Below are 23876 nucleotides of genomic sequence, written 5' to 3' on the forward strand. Positions count from 1 at the left end.
TTTCGTAATTTATAACGAAATTTTCAAAAAACTTATTGCTTTACTATGTCAGACTTGCTATCATAGTGAACATTGTTAGATAAATTTTAGAGGAGGAGTAAAAATTGAACAGAAAATTCATAATATTTATTTTATTCATCATTCCGTTTATTGCTCAATTCGCTTTTTTACCTTTTGTAAATAACATTCATCCAATTATTTTTGGATTACCTATTTTGCATTTATGGTTATTTTTATGGGTCTTCTTAACGCCTGTGTGTACATTTATCATTTATCGTTTACAAAAATCTTGGGGGGACATTGAATAATGCAAGGAAATTTAACCGCACTTTTAATCACATCAGCAATTGTTCTTGTCGTTATCGCCATTGGCTTTATAGCAGGACGTGACAAATCATCTAGAAGCTCCGTTGAAGAGTGGGCTGTAGGGGGAAGACGTTTTGGAAGCCTGCTCGTCTGGCTTTTAGTAGGAGCAGATTTATATACTGCTTATACATTCCTAGGTCTTACAAGTACAGCTTATCAAGGAGGAAGCATCGCATTTTTTGCCATTCCTTACTCTGTTTTAGCCTTTTTAATTTCATACTTTTTTCTTCCAAAACTTTGGACTGTTGCTAAAAAGCACAAACTTACTACACTTGCTGATTATGCTAGAGAACGTTTTAGCAGTAAATTTCTCTCCTCTTTAATTGCCATAGTAGGTGTATTGATGCTTATTCCATATATTGATCTTCAGCTTAGCGGTATTCAAGATACTCTTCGCGTTGCAGGAACTGGCTACATTAATGTAAAAGCTGTCGTTATTCTTTCATTCTTTCTTGTGGCTCTTTATACTTTTTTCAGCGGAATTAAAGGTCCCACTTATACGGCAATTATTAAAGATATTTTGGTATGGGCGATTATGTTATTTATGGTTGTTTCTCTGCCAATTATGCATTTTGGAAGCTGGGGCAACATGATTGACAATGTTGCAAAGGATGCACCTCAGCTATTAACGATCCCAACACAAGGACCTAAGGGCATTCCATGGTTTATTACAGCATCACTCGTATCTGCTTTAGCTTTATTCATGTGGGCCCACGCTGCTACAGGTGTTTTCACTGCTAAAAGTGCAGATTCGCTTCGTAAAAATGCTGTCTTCTTACCTCTTTACAATATTGTTTTAATTCTAGTCATCTTCTTAGGGTTTATTGCTTATCAAGTATTACCTCAAGATACAACGGATCCTAGATTAGCATTATTAACCTTGATTCAATATTCATATGGTGGCATTGGCCAAGGGTTAGCTTATGCAACGATTGCTCTTGCTTCATTAATTCCATGTTCTATCATGGCGATCGGAGCGTCTAACTTATTTGCAAATAATATATTTAGAGATTTAATTAATCCAAATGTACAGGGTAAAACATTAACAATGGTTACTCGGTCTATGGTTTTTGTTGTTATTGGACTGGCACTTTTATTCGGTTTATTATTCCCACAAGCACTTGTTTCCCTACAGTTACTAGGGGTATCCGGCATGGTACAAATCTTCCCGGCTATTGTTATCAGCCTGTTTTGGAGAAATCAATCGAAAGAAAGTACGATTGCTGGATTAGTAGTAGGGCTGGTTGTAACGTTTACCGTTCATGCCACAGGAAATTCATTTGGCCTTTATGAAGGGTTCTGGGGATTATTATCTAACCTACTCGTAGTTTTTATTTTAAATCCAATCTTTGCTGCAAAAACCAAAGCAGCAACAAATGGCGTGAAAGAAACATTATTTTCTAAAGGCACTACGCAAACTGAATTAAAGAAAAACGCATAAAAAAAGTTCAGCCAACTGGCTGAACTTTTTTTAGATAATATTCTCTTTTTCAGAAGGGGATGAAGTCGATTCTCTTTCCCAACATTCAATATTCTGATTGTTTTCTAATGCATCTTTATAAAAGACTGGATTTTTCCCTTCCTTTTTCTGCTGAGTATAGTCATGCAAGGCAGAAAACGCCACTTTCGATAATAGAAAAATAGCAATTAAGTTCACCACTACCATCATCCCCATAAATAAGTCTGCCAGATTCCATACAAGCTGAAGCTGAGCAACCGACCCAAAAATAACCATCGCTAAAACGCCTACACGATAAGACCAAAGCCACATCTTATTTGAATTTAAAAATTCAATATTCGTTTCTCCATAATAATAATTGCCAATTAACGTACTAAAAGCAAATAGAAATACCATGATAGCTAAAAATCCTGATGCCCAAGAACCGATATGTGTACTAAGAGAAGCTTGCGTTAATTCAATGCCGCTTAGTCCCTGCTTATAGGCGGGAGATAAGAGAACGATAAATGCTGTGCTTGTACAAATCACGAGCGTGTCCGTCAAGACACCAAATGCTTGGATAAGACCTTGTTTAACTGGGTGACTCGTCACTGCAGTTGCCGCCGCGTTGGGAGCACTTCCCATCCCTGCTTCATTGGAAAACAGTCCGCGCTTTACTCCGTTGATTAACGTTGCACCAATTGATCCCCCAAGCGCCTGTTCAAATCCAAATGCATTTTTCACAATTAGAGATAGAACAGCAGGCATTTGATCAATATTTTTAAAGATGATGAACAGAGCCATTCCAATGTATAAAACGGCTAATACGACAACGATGTATTCCGATATCTTAGCGATGCGTTTGATCCCGCCAAAAATAATTATCGCAAATATAACTGTCATAATAATCCCAATCAATAAGCGGCTCGTTCCGAAAGAGTTCTCAAATGCCAGCGTAATCGTATTAGATTGCACAGCGTTAAACACCAGGCCAAATGACAGTGTAATGAGTACAGCAAATAGCCCGCCCATCCATCTTTTATTTAACCCTTTTTCCATATAGTAAGCGGGTCCTCCTCGAAATCCGTTTGACCCTTTTACCTTATAGATTTGAGCGAGTGTACTTTCTACAAAACTTGATACTGAACCGATAATGGCAATAATCCACATCCAAAATACAGCACCCGGGCCACCAAGAGCAATAGCAATCGCTATACCGGTAATATTTCCTGTTCCTACTCGAGCTGCCATGCTTATGCAGAAAGCTTGAAACGGGGAGACTCCCCCATCTTTAGCCGCTCGTCCTTCTTTCAAAACAAGTACCATTTCTTTCAACATGCGAAACTGCAAAAAACGAGAGCGGATCGTAAAATAAATACCGATTGATACAAGTAAAATAATTAATAAATTCGACCAAAAAAAATCATTGATGACACTAATTACACTTTCGATTGCTTGTTGCACGCCTATCACCTCATTAAAAAATTTGGTAGAACAAATGCAAAACATGAAAGTTTTTTCTCTTGGTGTTTATATTATTGAAGCGAATGAATAGTACGTAAATAGACTAAAAAATACTCAAATCCCATTCTTTTGCGATTTTTTTTAGCAGCGTAACGCCTTTTACGCTATTCCCGTACTCATCAATAGCTGGACTGTAAATTCCGATACCGCATCCGTCTGGAAATGGAGACTGCTTTTTCGTATTAGGTGGCACCAATGACATGATTCCTCCTGATACACCGCTTTTAGCTGGCATACCAACAAATGCCGCAAATTTTCCTGAGGCATTATACATACCGCATGTAAGCATAAGCGCTTTTGTTAATTTAGCTACTTCTTTTGGAATTACTTGTTTGTGAAACACTGGATGATATCCGTCTAATGACAGAATTAATCCGATCAGCGCAATATCTTCAGTCGTTACTTCAATTGAGCACTGCTTTAAGTAAACCTCTAGAACTTCTTCTACTTCTCCTTGTAAGTAGTTTGTTTCTTTTAAATAGTAGGCAAGCGCACGATTTCGATGAGACGTTTGCCATTCTGATTCAAAGACGGTTTCATTAATCAGTGGTGTTTTCCCAGTAAGCATTGTTATTACATCAAACAAATAGCTTAGTTTTTCTTTTGCCGTCTCTCCAGATAAAAGAGATGAAACCGTTAAAGCACCGGCATTAATCATAGGATTGAACGGCTTTCCTGGTTTATGCATTTCCAGTCTTATAATAGAATTAAATGCATCTCCAGTTGGCTCTACATCTACTCTCTCTAGTACGTAGGGAATGCCGCAGCATAAGCAAGCTGCTATAAAGCTAATGACTTTAGAAATACTTTGAAGAGTAAATACCGCTTCATAATCCCCAGACTGGATAACCGTTCCGTCAGCACCAATCAAACAAATACCTAATTGAGACGAGTCCATATCTTTCAGAGCGGGGATATAATCAGCCGTTTTTCCTTCTGACGAAAATTCTTTTATTTGCTCTACCCACTCGTGTAACTGCTCTTTTGCAGTGACCTGTAAGTAAGACATTTCCTGTTCAATTTCTCTTTTCATTAAAATCACCTCATCACTTCATTAACTTTTTATTTTAAAGCGCTTTCATAAAGCGGGATTTCATTTTCGTTTTTAATGTACAATGCAACCTACGAGAGCATACAAAAACCTACAAAACTTTTTGGAATTATATTTTTATCTTTGGTACTCTTCTCCATTGTGCTGGACGCTGTCACAATGTATACTAATTCACGAATCACTTCAGGAGGTGTAATTATCTGAATTTTAAATCTTTCATTCGAAAAGATCCGTACATTTTATTGCTCATGCTCATTACTGTTCCGCTGGCGGGAGAGCTAAAATTTTATCCGTTAAATGAAACATTTCGAATTACATTTGGAGCTCCTACATTTTTCTTTTTCCTATTGCTTTTAAAACGGAAAACCGTTTTATCTGGCGGCTTGTTAACCGCTTTCAGCGTCGTTCTCTTTCGCATCATGCTCGATTATATCACGCTCGATCATTTTCAATTTGCGGCTTCTGCACATACGCATTACCCTACGTTTTTCTTTTACTTTACGTATGCACTTTTATTTTTTATTTTTAAAGTAAGCCGCATGAACTATAGTGCTATTGTGATTGGATTAATTGGACTCATCATTGAAATAGCTGCTGATATAGTCGAACTAACTGCGCAGTATATCGTTTTGCACACAACCATTCATATCGATTCATTATCCGACATGGCCGTTATTGCTTTTGCTCACAGCTTCATTGTACTTAGCTTTTTTAATATGATGACAATTTATGAATCACAGTCACGAGAACGTCAAATTCGCAAACAAAATGAGCACATGCTAATGCTTATTACAAGCCTTTATGAAGAAACCGTTCATTTAAAAAAGACCCTTCATAATACAGAAGTGATTACAAAAGCCTCGTACGATTTATACCGTGTATTACATCAGCAGGAAAAAGATCATTCTGTGCTTAACCAATCGCTCAGTAAAAAAGCGCTTCGGATTGCCGGAGATATTCACGAAGTAAAAAAAGACAACCAGCGTATTTTTGCGGGCTTATCTAAAACAATTTCAAATGAAAGTTTCCAAAATTATATGAAAGCAGAGGAATTAATCGAGCTGATCGTACGCATCAACAAAAAATATGCCGATTCTCTTCACAAACAAATTAGCTTTTTTTCCTCTGTCACCGGGGAACATTTCAGCTACCACGTTTACACAATTTTATCGATCATTAATAACTTGGTAGCAAACGCAGTGGAGGCGATTAAAGATGAGGGAATGATTGTTTTATCCGTACATAGACAAGCTGAATTTGTAGAATTTCATGTACAAGATGATGGTCCTGGCGTGCCTTTGAAGTACGAAAAAGCTATTTTTGAACCTGGTTTCACCTCAAAATACGATCAATTTGGAAATCCCTCTACTGGAATTGGCCTTTCTTACGTAAGAGATATTGTTCAAGAACTTGGAGGTACGATTGAAGCTAAACAAGGAGATAAAGGGATGATTTTTATCATTCAAATACCTCTTTGTAGTCTAATTCAGAAAGGATGAGTTTATGCGATTTTGTATTACAGATGATGATTCAGCCATTCGTTCAACGCTCAGTCAGCTGATTGAAGATGAGGATTTAGGAGAAGTTGTAGAAGAAGTCGTAGACGGCAGCTTTTTAGATGCCTCTACGTTAAATTTAAAGCAAATTGATATTTTATTTATTGATTTACTTATGCCAGGACGAGATGGAATCGAAACGATCCGTCATTTAAAAGATTCATTTAAAGGAAAAATGATTATGATTTCACAGGTAGAGTCCAAAGAATTAATAGGAGAAGCCTATTCATTAGGAATTGAATACTATATTACAAAACCAATTAATCGAATTGAAATTTTAACGGTTATTCGAAAAGTAATTGAACGAATCTCTCTTGAGAAATCAATCGATGATATTAAAACCTCCTTGAATAGTTTAGCGACAGCCCATCACGCTCCTCCTTCAAGCCAGCCGATAACGAAACAAGCCCATCTATACGATGTAGGGAAATTCTTATTAGCCGAATTAGGTATTGTAGGAGAAAATGGTGCAAAAGATTTACTGGATATTTTACAGTTTCTGTACACTTATGACCAAAGAGAAAGTGTGGAAAAACATTTCCCTTCTCTAAAAAATATTTTTGTGAATGTCGCTGAGAAAAAATTGGGAGCTCACGCGTCTTCTATTGAAATTAATCGTGAAACCAAGGCTTGTGAACAGCGAATAAGACGAGCAGTTACTCACTCACTGAATCACTTTGCTTCTATTGGATTAACAGATTTTTCAAATCCAAAGTTTGAAAATTATGCTTCTAAGTTTTTTGACTTTACAGCCGTTCGTAAAAAAATGAAAGAACTGCAGGGAGATTCTAAAATTTTGCCGATTCGCATTAACACCAAAAAGTTTATTCAAATATTTTTTCTTGAAGCCAAGCGTTTGTTAAGCCAAGAAAAAAGCTGGTATTGACATAAAAGACGGAAAAGGTGCAAATCCCTCATCCGTCTTTTATGCTAATTGATTCAGTTTTACTAAGGCAGGACCATATACAGTACGCAGAAGCAGCGTCTCTTCGCCTTTTGCGTATTCCGCTAGAGAAAAGGCTCCTTTTTCTGTTTCTACCTGTACATCTACAGAAACTGGGCATCTCTTTAGCTTACTGACTATCATTTCCGCTTGTTTCACCGACAAATAAGAAGAAAGGCGAATAAGTACATCTAAATCACTGGTTGTCGTGACAACTTCTTCACCGCTTGCAAGCTCGAACCCTACACTGCCGGTTGGTCCCCACGCAAATTTTTCAAAAATAATAGCCACCTCTTCCAAAGCGCGTATAGCTGGCATGTTTCTAGACTGGGCGTTTTGAAAAAATGAAACGAGATTTTCCGGCCTAATTGTTTGTTTAATGGCCTCCTCAGATAAAAAAGCACCAAAACGCTGATTCCTTCGTTCTCCTCTTACTCCAATAGGTATCAGTTTATCTCGGTGAACAGCACGCCTTACCACTACAAATGGAGCCTTGGCTAATGAATATTCCACCCACTCGGGGATAGGTGTATAACTGATAAGCTTTGCTTCCTCTTTTAACTGAAGCAAATCATGAGCTATATATTCCATTGTTTTTCCAACTCACCTCTTACCCATAAAGAAGCTTTTCGCCCTTCCTTTCTTGCTTGCTCACTGTGCAGCCGGCTACTTAAATCGTATACACCTTCACAGCGAACATCTTCTACTGCTCCAATTAAAATATCTTGAATCATTTGAACGTCGCGCTCTGTGGGCTGCTCTGCTTTAATACCGCTAACCAGCTCATATAAAGCGCCAAGTGAAGCAAATGATTTAATATCATAAGCCATGGACGGGACTTTCTTTGAAGCTTCCTCAAGTTCTTTTATACTTCTTTTAGTAATGCGCGCTGCCGACTGTTTGGACATGGCGTGAACATTCACTCCTTCGTCTTTTAAAGCCAAAATTCGATTCGATTGGTATCCATGAGCCAAAAATGCTCCTGAAATTGCTTTTCCGACAATTAACGTAATAACCGGATGACCTGCTAAGCGCGCTGCTGTATAAGCATCAGCTGCAGCAGCGCAAGCATAGTGAATACCTAGAAGTTCTTCATGATAGCCATACGCTTGACTCGGTACGTCCACAATGGCAATTATAGGGCGCGGAGATTGATTTCGATCTTCTTGTATTACTTCACGAACGTGCTTAGCAATTGCCCATCCTTCATCTAGTCCTACTTCCCCTTTTCGTGCACGTAAGAAACGATTATAAGGATTAGGTACAACCGATATATATCGGACCTTTTCTCTTCCTAGCAGTGCGTCTTTATAAAGAACGGAAGGAATTTCAAAATCTGCTTCTTCATCATTTATTAAAGCGTTAATCCACACGCGACCGCGGCTGTTAGGCATGCTACCTGGAACTTCGTTCAACGAGTAAGAGACTGCTGAAGGGATATGTTCATTTTTTGTTGCTTTATACAATTCTTGAAATTGATAAGGAGCCATTTTTTCTGAAGGATCAACCTTGCTAAGCAAATGCCTATAAAAATCTACTTGTTCTGTTTTACTAGCTACTTTTTCTTTTTTTTGAAACGTCTCTTGAACCGCTCGTTGAATAGCAGTAACATCATCCTGTGCTAATGTATCTGCAAACCCCGTTTCATAGCGTTGAATACCGCCAATCGTTTTCCAGATTAAGCTTCGGTCTCTTGCATCAAACTCTTCAACCCCCGCTTCTTGTTCGATCACTTCCGGGCCGTTAAGACCAAACCTTGCTTCTTTTGTCATAATGAGATAACTAAAGAGTGAAGCAGTGATAGACATTCCTCCAAAGCAGCCTACATTTCCTGAAATAACTCCGACAACAGGTGTATGCTCACGCAGAGCAACTACCGCTGAGCCAATTTCAGATATCGACAAAAGTCCATAATTCGCTTCTTGCAGCCTTACCCCTCCTGTATCGAATAGAAAAACAGGTCTAACAGGAACACCTTTTTTGTGATTATTAAGAGCTAATTCTAAAGCTCCTGCAATTTTAGCTCCCGATACTTCACCAATGCCTCCCCCTTGAAATCCTCCTTCTATTGAAATGACAACTGCTGGCTCCCCTGCTATTAGCCCACTTGCTATGATGACACCATCATCGCTTTGAGGAACAATATTTTGCTTAGGTAAATGAGGCGACTCGATCCCGTCAAAAGGGCCGAGCAGCTCACGAAATGTACCTTGATCTAAGATTGCCTGCGCTCGTTCTCTTCCATTTAACTCAATAAAGCTTTGATTATTCACTCCCATTTTCACTCACCTCCAAAGCTTGTGCAAGACGCAAAGCGACTACACCGGGCGTAGCACCGAAATCATTAATTACAATTTTCGCTTGAATCATATGAGCACTAAAAAACCGATCTAATACGGCTTTCCAGGTTTCACTAAACCCTTCACTTCCTGTTCGTACTGATACGTGAGCATGTTCTTCATCAGAAGGAACCATTAAGATTTCTAAATCCCCTGAACCAACAACGCCTACATGTGCGCGCTGAGTTAACTTTCGATCGGCTTTGTATTTAAACACTAACGTTTCCATTAGCCACTCACTCCTCCCTGCAGACGTTTATGATTCTTTAAAAAGAGATATTCGATCTAAAAATAATACAGCAGCCAGCAAATCTGCACTTCCACCTGGAGAAGCGTTAGATGATAGAAGAATGTGATCTAACGCTTCCAGCCGCTGTTTTCCTATTGATGTAGATACCCCTCCAACTTCTAACACATTGGATGCCGCCATTTTAACCTCCTCTAACACAACTGGACCAGCACGATGCAAAATACACGTATCATCAAGATTGGCTATTAGTGTTACTAAAGTATCAATCCGCGCTGATGTTTCATGTATGCCTAGCTTGCGAGCCTTATGTAAAGCAGGCAAGCCTATATGAATCACGTGAGGAAATCCTTGCTTCGCCTCTCCAGCCGCTCCTTTTGCTCCATACTTTTTTTTCACACGAAGTCCATTAGATGAATGCAGAGTACAAAAGCGATCTGCATAACGAGCAATTTTCCCTGCAGCTTCTGTGATGGATGCAGGTGATGCTTGAATACCGCAAACCGCTGTTGCAGAAGCAAGGAGACCTAATGCCCAAATAGCTCCCTTGTGTGTATTGACACCATCCGTAGCCGCGTACATAATTTGTTCACCTTCGCGTCCAATTCGAGCAATTTCTTCCCTTAGCATCTGACTTGGCTGCTTTCCTTGACTATATAATGCAATCTGTGAGAAGGTCGGTTGTAAAGCATAAGCAGAGGCTAGCAGCGTCTCAATATTCATATCTTGATGAGATCCAGTTGTTGCTGCATCTACAAGCCCCGGCTTAGGTGTAAGTACCGCTTCATCAACCAAAGCGGTAACTGCCATTTTAGCTATCAGGCATGAAGAAAACACAGTTGTTTTTGGCTCTTCTTGAATACGCATATTTTTTACCAGCTCCTAAATTTAGCAGGCGGATTATATAAACCATCTGACCATTCTACTAAATCTTCTACACTTTTCGCCGCTAACAGCGAACGCTTTGCTTCCGTACGGCGAATCTGTAAATCTTCCGGAAATGCCACTAAGCCATCTCTGCGCATTCTTTCCACTTTATTTTGGTTGTGCCGTAACCCTATAGGCGTTACCCCCGCTACTGCTTCAAGCGCTGCTTTTCTTTCTTCCAAGCTTTGTGCTTTATATAAATAAGCAATTCCTTCTTCAGTCACGACATGTGTCACATCATCCCCGTAAATCATGACAGGAGCAGTAGCTAAGTTTGCTTGTTTAGCTACATTTACCGCATCCAAAGACTCAACGAAAACAGGCTCATTTCCTGATTGAAAGGTTTCAACCATTTGTACAACTAGCTTTCTGCCTCTTGCTAATTCATGCTTATCGTTCATCATATCCAACCAAGCAGGCGTAGAATGCCGTCGGCCTCTAGGGTCATGCCCCATGTTAGGCGCTCCGCCAAACCCTGATAAACGTCCAGATGTGACGGTAGAAGAATTTCCTTCTCCATCTATTTGCAAAGTTGATCCCACGAAAGCATCTACCGCATATTGACCAGCCACTTGACACATCGCACGGTTTGAGCGCAGGCTGCCATCGCGTCCTGTAAAAAATACATCTGGACGGGCTGCTGTGTATTGTTCCATTCCTACTTCTCCGCCAAAGCAGTGTACGCTCTCAATCCATCCGCTTTCAATAGCCGGAATTAACGTAGGGTGAGGGTTCAGAGCCCAGTTCTTGCATATTTTACCTTTCAGCCCTAACTTTTCTCCATAAGTAGGCAGCAAAAGCTCAATTGCAGCTGTATTAAAGCCAATGCCATGATTTAATGATTGTACGCTGTGGCGCTCATAGATACCTCGAATCGTCATCATAGCCATTAGAATTTGGAGCTCTGTAATATGACGAGGATCTCGGGTAAATAAAGCTTCCAATTGATAAGGCTGATTGGCCACGACGATACAATCAATCCAAGAAGCCGGAATATCAACTCGCGGAAGTTCTTCAACAAGTTCATTTACCTGCACAATGACAATTCCGTCCTTAAACGCTGTTGCTTCGATAATCGTCGGCGTTTCTTCCGTATTTGCTCCTGTATATAAGTTACCTTGTGCATCCGCTTTATCGGCAGCCACTAATGCAATATTGGGAATTAAATCAATGAAAAGGCGTCCGTAAAGCTCTAGATATGTATGAATTTCTCCCATTTTCAACGTGCCATCTTCAATCATTTGAGATACGCGAAGACTTTGAGCACCAGCGTACGAAAAATCAATTTTTTCAGCAATTCCTTTCTCAAATATGTCGAGGTGTTCCGGGCGTGAAATACTAGACATAATCATATGAAGACCGTTTATTTTATCAGCGCTTACTTCATTCAGCGCCTTTGATAAAAAAGATGCTTGCTTTTGATTGTCTCCTTCAAGCACTACTTTATCTCCGGGTGATATAAGCAATTCTAACGCTTCAATAATGTGTTCATTATCCAATAACTTTCCTTTAAGAAGTTGGTCTATTTTCGCAAGGCGAGCTGCTTTTTGATCTCGGCGGGTTGTCCATGATTTTGAAGTTTTTTTTATTCCACTCATGTTCTAGCTCCTTTCTTCTACTCCTAAATTAATGCGCTTACATTTTTTCTTTCTCCATTAAAATTAACACAGATTTCATAGTAGATTCGGCTGCAGAAATAGCCCTTGCTTCCGGAAAGCTCTTAGCAGTCAAATCTGTTAGTACTCTTCCTGGAGCCATTTCAATATATAATCTTGTACCCATTTCATACATAACTTCCGTCATATCATGCCAACGGACGGGCAGGGCAACACTCGCTGCCAGATCTTCCTTAATATCAGCAGCTTTCCATAATTTCCGAGCTTTACAATTACCTATAAAAGGAACGATCGGGTCTTTTCCTTTCACTTCCGTTATTATTTTTCGTAATTCGCTCGAAACTCCTTCCATAAGAGGACAGTGAGAAGGCACCGTTACGTGAAGCATTTTGGTTTTCCTAGCCCCTTTTTTAGATGCTTTTTCAAGAACTTTCTCAATTGCTTTTAAGGTGCCAGAAAGCGTTATTTGATCAGGAGTATTTAGATTCGCTACGTAAACAGGAGCTGCATCGGTGGATATTTCATGTACAATAGAGAGAAGCTGATGTTCGCGCAGTCCCATTACAACCCCCATACCATAACCATCAGGATAGGCATTTTCCATCAGTTCCCCTCTTTTTTCCACAAGAAAAAGAGCTTCTTTAAAAGATAACACTTCAGATATAACTGCTGCTCCAAACGCCCCTATTGAATGCCCTCCTACCACGTCTGGGGAGTAACCTTTGTTTTTAAACGACCTAGCCGTAGCCACTCCTGCAATAAAAAGACATATCTGAACATTTTTATTATATTTTAATTTTTCTGACGAATCTAACGATAATACGTCTTGATTTAAAGCCTCACTTGCTTCTTCAAACGTAGTCGTTAATCCCCATTTATTTTTTATATCATGAAGCATACCAGCATATTGTGCACCTTGTCCTGGAAATAGAAATGCAACACTCATCGTGTTTCCCCTTTCGACTTTATATCACCCAAGGAGATAATGGATACTTTTATTATAAAGAACATAGAATCAATAACTCTAATACATATTTCTTATATATCCTATAACTTGAAATCTATATAAAAAGAGCGTTAGACATAACGAAATCAATGGAATCTGGAATCTAAAGATGAGCGAATTGGATAAATGAAAAAATCCGAACGATTCATCGTTCGGATTTTCCTTTAAGTAAACCGCTTTTGTCTCAGCCTCTTTTTGTTTGCTACATATGAGACGGGAAATGCGGAAGCACTTCTTCACCAAGCTCATTTATGACTTCTTCAGCCGGACGCTTACTATCAAAAAGAGCAAAAAAGAGATGGTTAACTCCTATTTCTTTATAAATAGAAAGAAGCTCAATTAATGTATTACGCCCTGCTCGAAATCCTAAACGAATTGGCGTTGGCATTTCATTTGGATCTTCTGCCAAATCTAGATGCATAGGTTGTGTAAAAGGTTTAAAAACGCCTGGATGATAGATATCAACCAGTTCTCTCCACTGTTTAATGGCTTCTGCTTGAAAATGCGGATGACGAGGATAATACATCCAGCCGTCTCCATGCTGTGCAAACCACTCCATATTTTGCTGGCTGTATCCCGTGATCATCGTTGGAATACGTTTCGTTGGCTTAGGAACAACATTTGCTCCTTGAATGGATCCCAAAGCAGACTGGATAGATGGAAATTCTTTATTTAACGCTTCTTCTAAATAATGAAAAGCCTCTGCAAATCGCTTTCCTCTTTCTTCATGAGGAATACCTAACCCTCGAAAATCTGCTTGACGGTCTCCAGAGGATACGCCCATAATCAAACGCTCAGGAAAAAGCTGATCAATGGTTGCCATTTCTTTAGCTACACGAAGCGGATGACGTAAAGGCAGCACAATAGCAGATGTACTGAGAGCAATTTCTTTTGTTTGACTGGCAAGGTAAGTCAAATAAATAAGCATATCATAAATTTGACCCGTGGCTGGATCGCCAAATGATGGATCTTGAAGAAGGACATCACGGAACCATAAGCTTGTAAATCCATATTGTTCTGCAAGCTGCGTGAGCTCTACTTGTTTCTCCATCGTAGGCGTGGCATACTGATAATTTTCAAGCGGCATATGCAAACCTAACGTTAACTCATTCTCCTTGTACATACGACGATACGCCTTATGATGTTGAAATGCAGTCATTTGCTTCCTCTCCTTTTATAGCTAAGAGATCATCGCAAAAGGCGATGATCTCTGTTTTATTTTACTTTTGCTTCTATTGAGCGGCTCCATGCGGTTAATAAGACCGCTCCTAAAACCATCACTCCTCCAATCCAAGGAGTATGAACAAGACCAATGGAATCAACAATCAGGCCGCCTAGAAAAGAACCAATAGCAATTCCAACGTTAAATGCAGCAATATTCAGCGCAGAGGCTACGTTTACTGCTGAAGGAACATACTTTTCAGCTAAGTTCACGACCAGCACTTGCAGTCCAGGTACGTTCATAAATGCCAATAAGCCCATGGCAAAAATCGTAATTGTTCCCGCTACTTTAAACGATGCAGTAAACGATAAAATAACTAAGATAACGGCTTGAATTAAAAACATCCAAAATAATGCTTTTAACGGATTTTTATTCGCAGCTTTTCCTCCAATCGTATTTCCGATGGCTACTGCTACGCCGTATACTAATAGCAAGATACTAACTGCGCTTGGTGCGTATCCTGTTAATTTTTCAAGAATAGGTGCTAAATACGTATAAGCTACAAACGTTCCGCCATAACCTAAAGCAGTAATAGCAAACGATAGTAAAAGCGGCCCGTTTTTCAAAATTTTTAATTGATCACTAAACTTTGCCGGCGGCGCTTCTTTTAAGTTTTTAGGCACTAAAAGAGCACTGGCAATAATGGCAATAACGCCAAGTAACGCTACTCCCCAAAATGTTGCTCTCCAGCCGAAAGCTTGTCCGATAAATGTACCAAGTGGAACACCTGTAACAGTTGCAACTGTCAAACCTGTAAACATTAAAGCAATGGCACTTGCCCGCTTATCTTCCGGCACCAAATCAGCAGCGATAGTCGCACCGATAGAAAAGAAAATCCCGTGTGAAAATGCAGTAATAATTCGTGCTATAAGCAGCAGCCCAAAGCTTGTTGATAAAGCTGCTACTGAGTTTCCTACGATAAAAATAACCATTAATAGCATCAGCAATGATTTTCTGCTCATTTTACTTGTTAATGCTGTTAATACGGGCGCTCCAAATGCAACTCCCATTGCGTACCCTGAAATTAATAACCCTGCTAGTGTAATGGAAATATTTAAATCATCTGCAAGCGATGATAATAAACCTACTGGAACAAACTCTGTTGTCCCGATTCCAAAGGCGCTAATAGCTAGCGCTAATAGCGGCAAAGCACCGCTTTTTTTACTTTGTTGTGTTTGTGAAAGTGTATTCACTTCTTAACGCCTCCTGTTCGTTATAATAACTTTTTATAATAGCTTCTCTTACAGCTGATTAGCTTAGGTACCCTTCATATATTCGCTAACCGGCCATCAACAATTGTTATTATGAGCGATGTAAAACCAAAGAAAAAGTACGCACTTTCAAGTGATATAGGTACCTGGAGGTTACAATAAGCGTAAATACTAAAGTCACGAACTATTGGGTATTCTAAAAAAATGCTTACACCTAGAAAATTCTGCGCTATAGTGGTATGATAAACATCAGAAAAAATGCGAAACCATGCATTTAACCGTTATCTCTAGAACAAGGAGAGTTGTTAACGTGAAAAAATATAATATTCCAGTGGAAGCGGCATTAGAAGTCATTGGAGGCAAGTGGAAAGTCGTTATTCTTTGCCACTTAATTAAAGGGACAAAACGCCCTGGAGAATTAAAAAGAATTATGCCGCGCGTTACACAAAAAGTATTAACGCAGCAGCTTCGTGAGCTTGAAGCAGACGGCATCATTGTTAGAAAAATGTACAATGAAATGCCGCCTCGAGTAGAATATTCTTTAACAGATTACGGATGGTCTTTAAAAAGCATTCTTGATTCACTATGCTCTTGGGGAGAACATCATATTGAAAAAACGTACCCTGATAAAGAAGCTGTACTTATGCAGCCTGTAGAAGAAGTCACTGTTTCTAATTAAAAAAAGCTGACTAGATAGTCAGCTTTTTCATTCCCTTACTTTCTTTGTTTTTTCAGACGATGTACGTATTCAGGAGGAACCTTTATGACAGAACAACTTAAAAAGAAAATTAGCCTTCAAGATGCTATCAAACAGCAGCTTGCTAATAAGAAAAATCAATCTTCAAGTAAAGCTAAGAACGGCAGTACCAATCAAGCAACCAAAAAGCTGACGAGTCAACAAACCAAAAAAACGAATAATCAGCGAAAGAGAACAGGTGTATAATGAACGGACAAAATAGAAAAGACGTAGCCCCTGGAATTGAAGTCGACATTGTTTTAAAAGCAGATCAGCGTTCTGGAAAACTTACACACGGAACGGTCAAAGACATTCTGACCAATTCAAGCTTTCACCCGCACGGTATCAAAGTTCGTTTAACAGATGGACAAGTCGGACGCATAAAAGAAATTTACCCAAATTAAAAAAGCATGTATTTTACATGCTTTTTTAATTTACACTTCAAATAAATCTACTTATCATTTCCTACTTTTGTTAAAATAAAGAAGCACTGTCGTCCCCTTTCTTTCCCTTGGGAACTCACGCAAGGAAAAAAAAGGTGGTGGATAGTCTGAGACGAATCCTCAAGTCATTTTTCCTAGATGCTGAGAATGTTCAGCTCCTAACGGCTTACGTGGAGCTTTTAGGAGCCATAGTCGCTCTTATTTTGCTATTTTTCCAGTAGTAAAATAAGTAATCACCGATAAGTATCGTCTAAAGGGTTCTTCATCCATAAGGCTCGTGTGCTGATTGTCTTTAGGGAATGGTGTTTGGCGGCACTTCCCTATAGTAAAAAGACAGCTTCCTTGCAGAAATGGACAAGGTGTAATCAACTACGGCCGATTATGGGTGCAGGACCTTTTTCTTTATTAGTCTATGTCTTTTTTTTACTTCCCATACACAAAAATAAAAAAACCTCCGAGTTGGCGGTCTCGAAGGTTTTTTCTAGTGAATCGTTTTCGACAAATCTTCATCCGGGCTAACAAGGTTCAGATCTAATAAGATTATGTGATGAATTTCTTCACCTTACAAGTTAAACTTGTCAAAGCTAAGAATTCATTCGCTTGTTAAGAATAACTGAACGTGCGCTCCGGATTGTCATTTTTCCTAGCCTTAGTATATCATATATGTTGAAAATAGGTAAAAAAAGTGTTCGACAAAGCTTGTCAGCAGCTCTTTACCTATTTCATATTTTTCAAAACAAAAAACATTTTACAAATATGAAGGAATTTCATACTATTAGATAAAAGATAGAAGATAGAAGTATTCTGACTTGGAGAGGATTTCAATGAAGCAACCACAGTTAGAAAAAGAAATTCGAGCCTTACAATCAGATATTTACCAATTAGCTAAGAAAACAAGCAGCTATTCTCACGGTGAGATCTTAAAATTAAGTCAAAAGCTAGATCAAAAAATTGTTCGTTACCAAAAGCTTTTTAACCATACCAAATAAGAGCCGCGTAGGACTTTCACTTGCTATCCCCCAAGTACCATAAACCTACAGATAAAACAGATGTGTTTTATTCGCAATAGGTACATCTCTGCTTCCCTAATTAATTAGGGAAGTTTTTTATTTAGAAAATAAAAACCTTCTCCTTTCCTTTGGTTAGTTGTCATACAAATTGGGTATTCAATCAGTAGGCCTTAAAACTTATTTAAGAAACTTAAAGGAGAGAATGCATGATGAGTAATGCTGATACTACCGAAACAAAAAAAGGCGCCGATTTACTAGTAGAAAGTTTAGCAAGTCAGAATGTGCCTTATATTTTTGGCATTCCAGGAGCCAAAATTGATGGCGTATTTGATGTTTTGAAAGAAAAAGGACCGGAAGTAATTGTTTGCCGCCACGAACAAAATGCTGCGTTTATGGCAGCTGCTATGGGAAGATTGACAGGTACGCCGGGCGTTTGCCTTGTCACATCAGGTCCAGGTGCCGCTAATTTAGCCACTGGCCTTGTCACTGCTACTTCTGAAGGTGATCCAGTGGTAGCCCTAGCAGGAGCCGTTCCAAGAGCAGATCGATTAAAAAAGACGCATCAATCAATGGACAATGAAGGACTATTTAAATCTATCGCCAAATTCAGCGTTGAGGTAGAAGATGCTGCAAACGTTCCAGAAGTGATAACAGACGCCTTTCGTGAAGCTGTTTCTTCTCCTTCAGGAGCATCTTTTGTCAGCTTGCCGCAGGATGTAATGGATGGCGAAACATCAGCTTCCACTCTATCCTTTCTAAAAACTCCTACGATTGGCGCTGCTAATTTAGACGCTGTTGCCCAAGCTATACACACTATTCGCACAGCAAAACTACCTGTTTTACTTTTAGGTATGAGAGCAAGTGAATCTAAAGCAGTGGAATCAATCCGTCAACTCGTAGCAGAACATGACCTTCCTGTCGTAGAAACGTTCCAAGGTGCGGGAGCTGTTTCACGAGAGCTTGAAACTCACTTTTTTGGACGAGTAGGTCTTTTTCGCAATCAGCCTGGAGACGTCTTATTGAAGCATGCTGACGTCGTCTTAACAATCGGATATGACCCAATTGAATACCCTCCTTCTCTTTGGAACTCAGAAAGTCAAAGAAGCATTATTCATTTAGATGATGTACAAGCACAAGCTGACCACCATTATCAGCCGGAAATTGAGTTAGTAGGGGATATCCCAAGCACCATCGACATATTAGCGGATAAACTCCCACATTTAATACGTTCAAAAGAAAGTGCTTCTTTTTTAAAAACGCTAAAAAGCAAACTTGAACAACCTGACGATCAGTACGAGTTTTCTAATGACACTCACCTTCATCCCCTACAGTTAATTGAAGCTCTGCAGGACTTTGTTGAAGATGATACTACCATCACATGTGACGTTGGTTCGCATTACATATGGATGGCTCGTTATTTTCGTTCCTATGAACCTCAGCATTTACTATTCAGCAACGGCATGCAAACGTTAGGTGTTGCTTTGCCTTGGGCTATTTCAGCTGCACTCGTTCGCCCCCATAAAAAAGTTCTGTCCATGTCTGGAGACGGCGGGTTTTTATTTTCAGCTATGGAGCTCGAGACAGCCGTTCGGTTAAACTTACCAATTGTTCACATTATCTGGAACGATCAAACCTACGATATGGTTGGCTTTCAACAGCAGATTAAATATGGCCGAAAATCTGCGGTAGAGTTCGGAAGTGTAGACTTTGTTACGCTTGCTGAAAGTTTTGGTGCCAAAGGATTTAGAGTGAACTCACCAGAAGAATTTTCGGACACTCTAGCAAGCGCTTTTCGTGAACAAGGCCCCGTTATCATCGATGTGCCTGTGGATTATAAAGATAATGAAAAATTAAATACACAGCTACTGCCAGATCAAATTAACTGAAAGGACTGAGTAAAGAATGAGCAATAAAGAAAAATTAACGATTCACCAAACTTCCACTATGATTGCTTTATTGGACGGAGTATTTGACGGTGTTGTCACATACAGGGATTTAGCTAAGAAAGGTGATTTCGGCATCGGCACGTTTAATCAGCTGGATGGTGAAATGATTGCCTTTGACGGAGAATTTTATCACATTGCTGATGGGAAAGCCGCACCTATTAGTGAAGATGCAAAAACACCTTTTGCCATTATGACAACCTTTTATGAAGATATCTCTTATCGTGTAGAAGAGGAAATGAACCGTGAACAACTAGAAACCTTAATGAACGAGCTTATTCCCAGTCCGAATTTATTCTATGCAGTTCGCATTGACGGGAAGTTTAAAGAAGTAAAAACTCGCACTGTTGCAAAGCAAGAGAAACCCTATCCTTCCATGGTAGATGCAGCTGCTGATCAGCCTACATTTACATCTTCAGATGTAAATGGAACACTAGCAGGTTTTTACACGCCAGAATATTCTTCAGGCATCGGTGTTCCCGGGTATCACCTGCACTTTATTGATGAATATAAAAAAGAAGGTGGACATGTTTTAGACGTCTCCGTTCAGGATGTTACCATTCAAATTTGCAAAAAAACGAAATTAAATCTCAATTTATCGGAAACAAGTGAATTTCTAAATGCTAATTTAGAAGACCATGATGTAGAAGAAGAAATTGCGACGGCTGAATAAGAAACGATACTTTTACTGATAAAAAAACTCTCATCGCTGCGCATGACGATGAGAGTTTTTTTATGAACACTTCGTGTATCTTTAAGTTTCCTCCCATTTCTATTAGTAATATAGGTCTCCCATAAAACCACGGAAGAAAGCCTAACACAGAATGATACATAAGAAAGAAAGCGTAGTATCATAATTACCATATTGCAACAGCTTTACGCTGTATATAAAAAAGGAGGTTTTTAAGCAATGTTTTCTAAACGGCCCTTATCTGTACTTCTTATCTCGACTTTATCTATGATTATTGCTTTTTCAGTATGGTCTGTCTTCGCGCCTATCGCCGCAGATATTCAAGTGATGTATTCATTAACCAATGCTGAAAAAAGTATCTTAATTGCCACTCCCGTCTTATTAGGTTCACTCATGCGGATTCCGATGGGAATTTTAACAGATCGCTTCGGCGGAAGAAAAGTGTATTCGTTAACAATGCTTGCTCTTTTACTCCCTACCATTTGTGCAGGCTTTACTCATTCTTACTCCATGCTGCTCTTTTGGGCATTTTTTATCGGCATGGCTGGAACAACATTTGCTATTTCCATTACATATGTCTCTAAATGGTATTCACCTCAAAAGCAAGGTTTTATTTTAGGAATTGCCGGGATGGGCAACTTAGGATCAGCGGTAGCAAGCTTTAGTATTCCACTTATCTTTTCTTCTTTTGGCTTGCCTTGGGTATTTTGGAGTTTAGCAATTGCGGTAGCTTTAATGGCTCTTTTATTATGGTTAGGAACTTCAGACCACCCTTCTGCTGCTTCCCCCAAAACGCTGCAGGAATCTCTATCGGTATTAAAATTTAAAGAAACGTGGTTTTTATCTATTTTCTATTTTTTAACATTTGGTGGATTTGTCACGTTCAGTATCTATCTCCCTACCATTTTGCATGATCAATTTAATGCTTCAACTGTAGACAGCGGGCTGAAAACAGCTATTTTTGTTGTATTAGCAACGTTTGTACGGCCTCTTGGAGGATATTTATCGGATGTATTCGGAGCAAAAAAAGTACTCACCTTTGTCTTTACCGGAATGCTGCTAATAGGATTATTTATCGCCTTTACCATCAGCTCCTTCGCGCTATTCAGCGCAGGTTGCTTACTTGCAGCCATTACCCTTGGTATCGGAAATGGAGCTGTTTTTAAAATGGTTCCATCTGTTTCAACAGGAAATATTGGAGCTGTTACGGGGATCGTAGGAGCATTCGGAGGAGTAGGCGGCTTTTTCCCTCCTATTGTGCTAGGCTTTATAAAAGATACAAGCGGAGATTACGTTGTCGGTTTTTCCTTACTAGCGCTTTTTGCTCTATTCTGTCTCTTACTGAATTATTCTGGATTCAAAAAACAAGATGTACGTATTAAACAAAAGCACCTTGCCTGATTCCACGTAAAAAGCCTCTTTTTGCAAGAGGCTTTTTGCATCAGCATTTTTAATAACTGCTTCTTTTTACAGAAGGGCTAATATTCACGGCACTTACTTTAAAGCCAGGCATCTTACAGGCGGGATCTAATTTCTCAGAAACAAGGTTATTAACATTTTGAGAATCCGCCCAGTGAAAAGGAACAAATACGGTATCTGGCCGAATGCCCTCTGAAAATTTGCTTCTTACCACAATCTTTCCATATGAAGATTCAATTTGTACTAATTCTTGATTCGATATTTCATATTTTTTCGCTGTTGAAGGGTGGATTTCCATAAAAGATTCGAAATTTCTAGCAGATAAAGATGCACTTTTTCGCGTTTGTACACCCGTTAAATAGTGTGACACCACTCTCCCTGTTGTTAAATAGAGAGGATATTTTTTCGTTATTTTTGCTTTAGGAACAATAGCTTGATTCGAGACAGGGACCATCATCGCCTTTCCATCACTATGAGCAAAACGTGTTTCAAACAGGCGCTCGGTTCCTTTATCTGTTAAGCTTCTGCATGGCCATAAAATTCCTTTTTCCGCTCGTAATCGTTCGTACGTAATACCGGAGTAATCCGCGATTCCTCCTTTACTTGCTATTCGCAGTTCATTAAATATTTCTTCAGCTGATGAAAACGAAAAATATTCCTCTTTCCCTAAAACTTTAGCAATTTCACATAGTATTTCCCAGTCGTGTTTGATTTCGCCACGGCGCGGAAAGCTAGCTTCGCGCAATGTAACTCTTCCCTCTACATTTGTCATCGTTCCTTCATCTTCCAAATAAGAGGATGCTGGTAAAATTAAGTTTGCTAATTTTGCCGTTTCTGATTCAAACATATCTGCTACCACTAGAAATTCAAGCTTTTCAAAAGCCTTCTTAACAAAATTAGCGTTTGGATTTGAAACGGTTGGATTTGAACATACCAGAAACAGCCCTTTAATTTCACCGTCATGAATTTTTTCAATCATTTCATATGCAGAAACACCTTTTCTAGGAAGATCTTTCTCCTCTATGTTCCAAACATCTGCTATATACATCCGATGCTCGTGATTTTCGATTGAACGGTAGCCTGGAAGCTGATCTGCTTTTTGACCGTGTTCTCGGGCTCCTTGCCCATTTCCTTGACCAGTAATGGCTCCATATCCGCAGCGGGGTTTACCGATTTTCCCGACAGAAAGTAGAATATTCAAAAAGTTCTGCACAGCAGCACTCCCGTCTGTTTGCTGCTCTACCCCTCTAGCAGTAAAAATCATTCCTGTTTCTCTTTGACCAAACATACGGGCAGCTTGATACATTTTCTCAAGCGGCACTCCCGTTATTTCTTCAATGACACTAAATTCTAGAGACACCACATATTGCATTACCTCTTCAAATCCATTAACACGTTCTTGTAGAAATCGTTCATCTAGATAATTTTCTTCGATAATGACCTTCAAGATTCCATTGGCTAATGCCGCGTCGCTCCCCGGTTTAAGCTTCAGGTGTAAATCAGCTATTTTAGTTGTACCTGTCTCTCTTGGATCAATAGCAATAATAAAAGCTCCGTTTTCTTTTGCTTTTTCAAAATAAGGCATAATCGTTGGCTGGCATTCCGCAATATTTGTTCCAGCTAACATAATACATTCAGTAAACGGAATCTCTTGTAAGCTATTCGTAAATCCTCGGTCCATGCCAAATGTTTTACTAGCAGCAGAAGCAGCAGCTGACATACATAAGCGTCCATTGTAATCAATATACTTTGTTTTTAACGCAACTCGAGCAAATTTCCCTAATAAATAAGCTTCTTCATTTGTAATAGAGGCACTTCCATAAACACCTAGCGCATCTGCTCCATTCTTCTCTTGAATCTCTGTAACGTGCTCTTTAATATAGTCAAGAGCTTCCCTCCAAGAAATCTTTACAAACTCTCCGTTTACTTTTAACAAAGGATATTGAATCCGATCTTTATGCAAAGGATGCTGGTGCGCATTCATTCCTTTGATACATAATCTTCCTTGAGAAGTAGGGTTGTCTCTTCCAATTGTTTTATACGTTTTTCTTTTTACATGTGTTTGTTCAACTAACTGCATTTTGCACTGCATGCTGCAGTAAGGACACTGCGTATTATAGATACGCTCGGTTTCAACTTGCTTTTGCTGCTCACGAAAATATTTCAACAGCATCTCAGTCATCGTAGG

General features: G+C 39.3%; 22 protein-coding genes. 11 read left to right on the forward strand and 11 right to left on the reverse strand.

Annotated features, from left to right (window positions below; translation table 11 throughout):
- Positions 1–104 precede the first annotated feature (104 nt).
- On the forward strand, positions 105–308 hold the full coding sequence (locus SCI76_RS10000) for a DUF3311 domain-containing protein (RefSeq protein ID WP_033578104.1): 204 nt from the start codon (positions 105–107) through the stop codon (positions 306–308).
- Entirely contained in the window at positions 308–1807 is a 1500-nt protein-coding gene (locus SCI76_RS10005) for a sodium:solute symporter (RefSeq protein WP_028412288.1), read from the forward strand. The genes SCI76_RS10000 and SCI76_RS10005 overlap by 1 nt, the downstream gene beginning before the upstream one ends.
- A gap of 30 nt (positions 1808–1837) precedes the next feature.
- Here the strand turns inward: SCI76_RS10005 and SCI76_RS10010 are convergent, their stop codons facing one another.
- Both SCI76_RS10010 and SCI76_RS10015 read right to left on the reverse strand, forming a co-directional pair.
- Entirely contained in the window at positions 1838–3268 is a 1431-nt protein-coding gene (locus SCI76_RS10010) for a sodium:alanine symporter family protein (protein ID WP_028412289.1), read from the reverse strand.
- A gap of 103 nt (positions 3269–3371) precedes the next feature.
- Entirely contained in the window at positions 3372–4361 is a 990-nt protein-coding gene (locus tag SCI76_RS10015; protein ID WP_028412290.1) for a glutaminase, read from the reverse strand.
- Between the two features lie 266 nt (positions 4362–4627).
- Here SCI76_RS10015 and SCI76_RS10020 point away from each other — a divergent pair, with 266 nt between their 5' ends.
- Together SCI76_RS10020 and SCI76_RS10025 are read left to right on the forward strand one after the other, a co-directional pair.
- Positions 4628–5878, forward strand: a complete 1251-nt coding sequence (locus SCI76_RS10020; protein WP_168761360.1) for an ATP-binding protein — start codon at positions 4628–4630, stop codon at positions 5876–5878.
- A 4-nt stretch (positions 5879–5882) separates the two neighbouring features.
- A complete protein-coding gene (locus SCI76_RS10025) occupies positions 5883–6821 on the forward strand; it encodes a response regulator (protein WP_028412292.1) in 939 nt (312 codons plus the stop codon).
- 39 nt (positions 6822–6860) lie between these two features.
- Here the strand turns inward: SCI76_RS10025 and SCI76_RS10030 are convergent, their stop codons facing one another.
- The 8 genes from SCI76_RS10030 to SCI76_RS10065 form a co-directional block, all read right to left on the reverse strand.
- Positions 6861–7469 (reverse strand): malonate decarboxylase holo-ACP synthase, encoded by a 609-nt coding sequence (locus SCI76_RS10030; protein ID WP_028412293.1) that lies wholly within the window; start codon positions 7467–7469, stop codon positions 6861–6863.
- Complete coding sequence (mdcD, locus tag SCI76_RS10035) at positions 7457–9157, reverse strand: biotin-independent malonate decarboxylase subunit beta (protein ID WP_168760356.1); 1701 nt, start codon at positions 9155–9157, stop codon at positions 7457–7459. The genes SCI76_RS10030 and mdcD overlap by 13 nt, the downstream gene beginning before the upstream one ends.
- Positions 9144–9446 (reverse strand): malonate decarboxylase subunit delta, encoded by a 303-nt coding sequence (locus SCI76_RS10040; RefSeq protein WP_028412295.1) that lies wholly within the window; start codon positions 9444–9446, stop codon positions 9144–9146. Before SCI76_RS10040 ends, mdcD begins: the two co-directional genes overlap by 14 nt.
- Positions 9447–9473: 27 nt before the next feature.
- Positions 9474–10331, reverse strand: coding sequence for a triphosphoribosyl-dephospho-CoA synthase (locus SCI76_RS10045; protein WP_048020057.1), 858 nt, complete (start codon positions 10329–10331; stop codon positions 9474–9476).
- 5 nt (positions 10332–10336) lie between these two features.
- Positions 10337–11989, reverse strand: coding sequence for a malonate decarboxylase subunit alpha (mdcA, locus tag SCI76_RS10050; RefSeq protein WP_048020056.1), 1653 nt, complete (start codon positions 11987–11989; stop codon positions 10337–10339).
- A 37-nt stretch (positions 11990–12026) separates the two neighbouring features.
- Positions 12027–12953, reverse strand: a complete 927-nt coding sequence (locus tag SCI76_RS10055) for an ACP S-malonyltransferase (RefSeq protein WP_221833199.1) — start codon at positions 12951–12953, stop codon at positions 12027–12029.
- A gap of 262 nt (positions 12954–13215) precedes the next feature.
- Positions 13216–14172, reverse strand: coding sequence for an LLM class oxidoreductase (locus SCI76_RS10060; protein ID WP_063248125.1), 957 nt, complete (start codon positions 14170–14172; stop codon positions 13216–13218).
- Positions 14173–14228: 56 nt separating this feature from the next.
- Positions 14229–15428 (reverse strand): MFS transporter, encoded by a 1200-nt coding sequence (locus SCI76_RS10065; RefSeq protein ID WP_407545181.1) that lies wholly within the window; start codon positions 15426–15428, stop codon positions 14229–14231.
- Positions 15429–15756: 328 nt separating this feature from the next.
- On the opposite strand from SCI76_RS10065, the gene SCI76_RS10070 reads away from it, so the two are divergent.
- The 7 genes from SCI76_RS10070 to SCI76_RS10100 all read left to right on the forward strand — a co-directional run bounded on the left by SCI76_RS10070 (position 15757) and on the right by SCI76_RS10100 (position 21670).
- A complete protein-coding gene (locus SCI76_RS10070; protein WP_013055500.1) occupies positions 15757–16125 on the forward strand; it encodes a helix-turn-helix domain-containing protein in 369 nt (122 codons plus the stop codon).
- 84 nt (positions 16126–16209) lie between these two features.
- Positions 16210–16389, forward strand: a complete 180-nt coding sequence (locus SCI76_RS10075; protein ID WP_028412301.1) for a hypothetical protein — start codon at positions 16210–16212, stop codon at positions 16387–16389.
- Positions 16389–16586 carry a YwbE family protein gene (locus tag SCI76_RS10080; protein ID WP_013055498.1) on the forward strand — a complete coding sequence of 66 codons (198 nt, stop codon included), beginning with the start codon at positions 16389–16391 and terminating at the stop codon, positions 16584–16586. Before SCI76_RS10075 ends, SCI76_RS10080 begins: the two co-directional genes overlap by 1 nt.
- Positions 16587–17449: 863 nt before the next feature.
- Positions 17450–17614 carry an aspartyl-phosphate phosphatase Spo0E family protein gene (locus tag SCI76_RS10085; RefSeq protein WP_080754377.1) on the forward strand — a complete coding sequence of 55 codons (165 nt, stop codon included), beginning with the start codon at positions 17450–17452 and terminating at the stop codon, positions 17612–17614.
- A 227-nt stretch (positions 17615–17841) separates the two neighbouring features.
- The gene (gene alsS, locus SCI76_RS10090; protein WP_080968628.1) at positions 17842–19521 is read left to right on the forward strand and encodes an acetolactate synthase AlsS; all 1680 of its coding nucleotides are present in this window, start codon (positions 17842–17844) and stop codon (positions 19519–19521) included.
- 16 nt (positions 19522–19537) lie between these two features.
- Positions 19538–20251 carry an acetolactate decarboxylase gene (gene budA / locus SCI76_RS10095; RefSeq protein WP_028412303.1) on the forward strand — a complete coding sequence of 238 codons (714 nt, stop codon included), beginning with the start codon at positions 19538–19540 and terminating at the stop codon, positions 20249–20251.
- A gap of 237 nt (positions 20252–20488) precedes the next feature.
- Positions 20489–21670, forward strand: coding sequence for a nitrate/nitrite transporter (locus SCI76_RS10100; protein ID WP_407545182.1), 1182 nt, complete (start codon positions 20489–20491; stop codon positions 21668–21670).
- Positions 21671–21719: 49 nt separating this feature from the next.
- On the opposite strand, the gene SCI76_RS10105 is transcribed toward SCI76_RS10100, so the two are convergent.
- Positions 21720–23870 carry a molybdopterin oxidoreductase family protein gene (locus SCI76_RS10105; protein ID WP_048020053.1) on the reverse strand — a complete coding sequence of 717 codons (2151 nt, stop codon included), beginning with the start codon at positions 23868–23870 and terminating at the stop codon, positions 21720–21722.
- Between the last annotated feature and the right edge of the window lie 6 nt (positions 23871–23876).

This window comes from Priestia sp. HNGD-A6 (assembly GCF_045784335.1).
In the GTDB taxonomy this organism is placed as follows: Bacteria; Bacillota; Bacilli; order Bacillales; family Bacillaceae_H; genus Priestia; species Priestia zanthoxyli.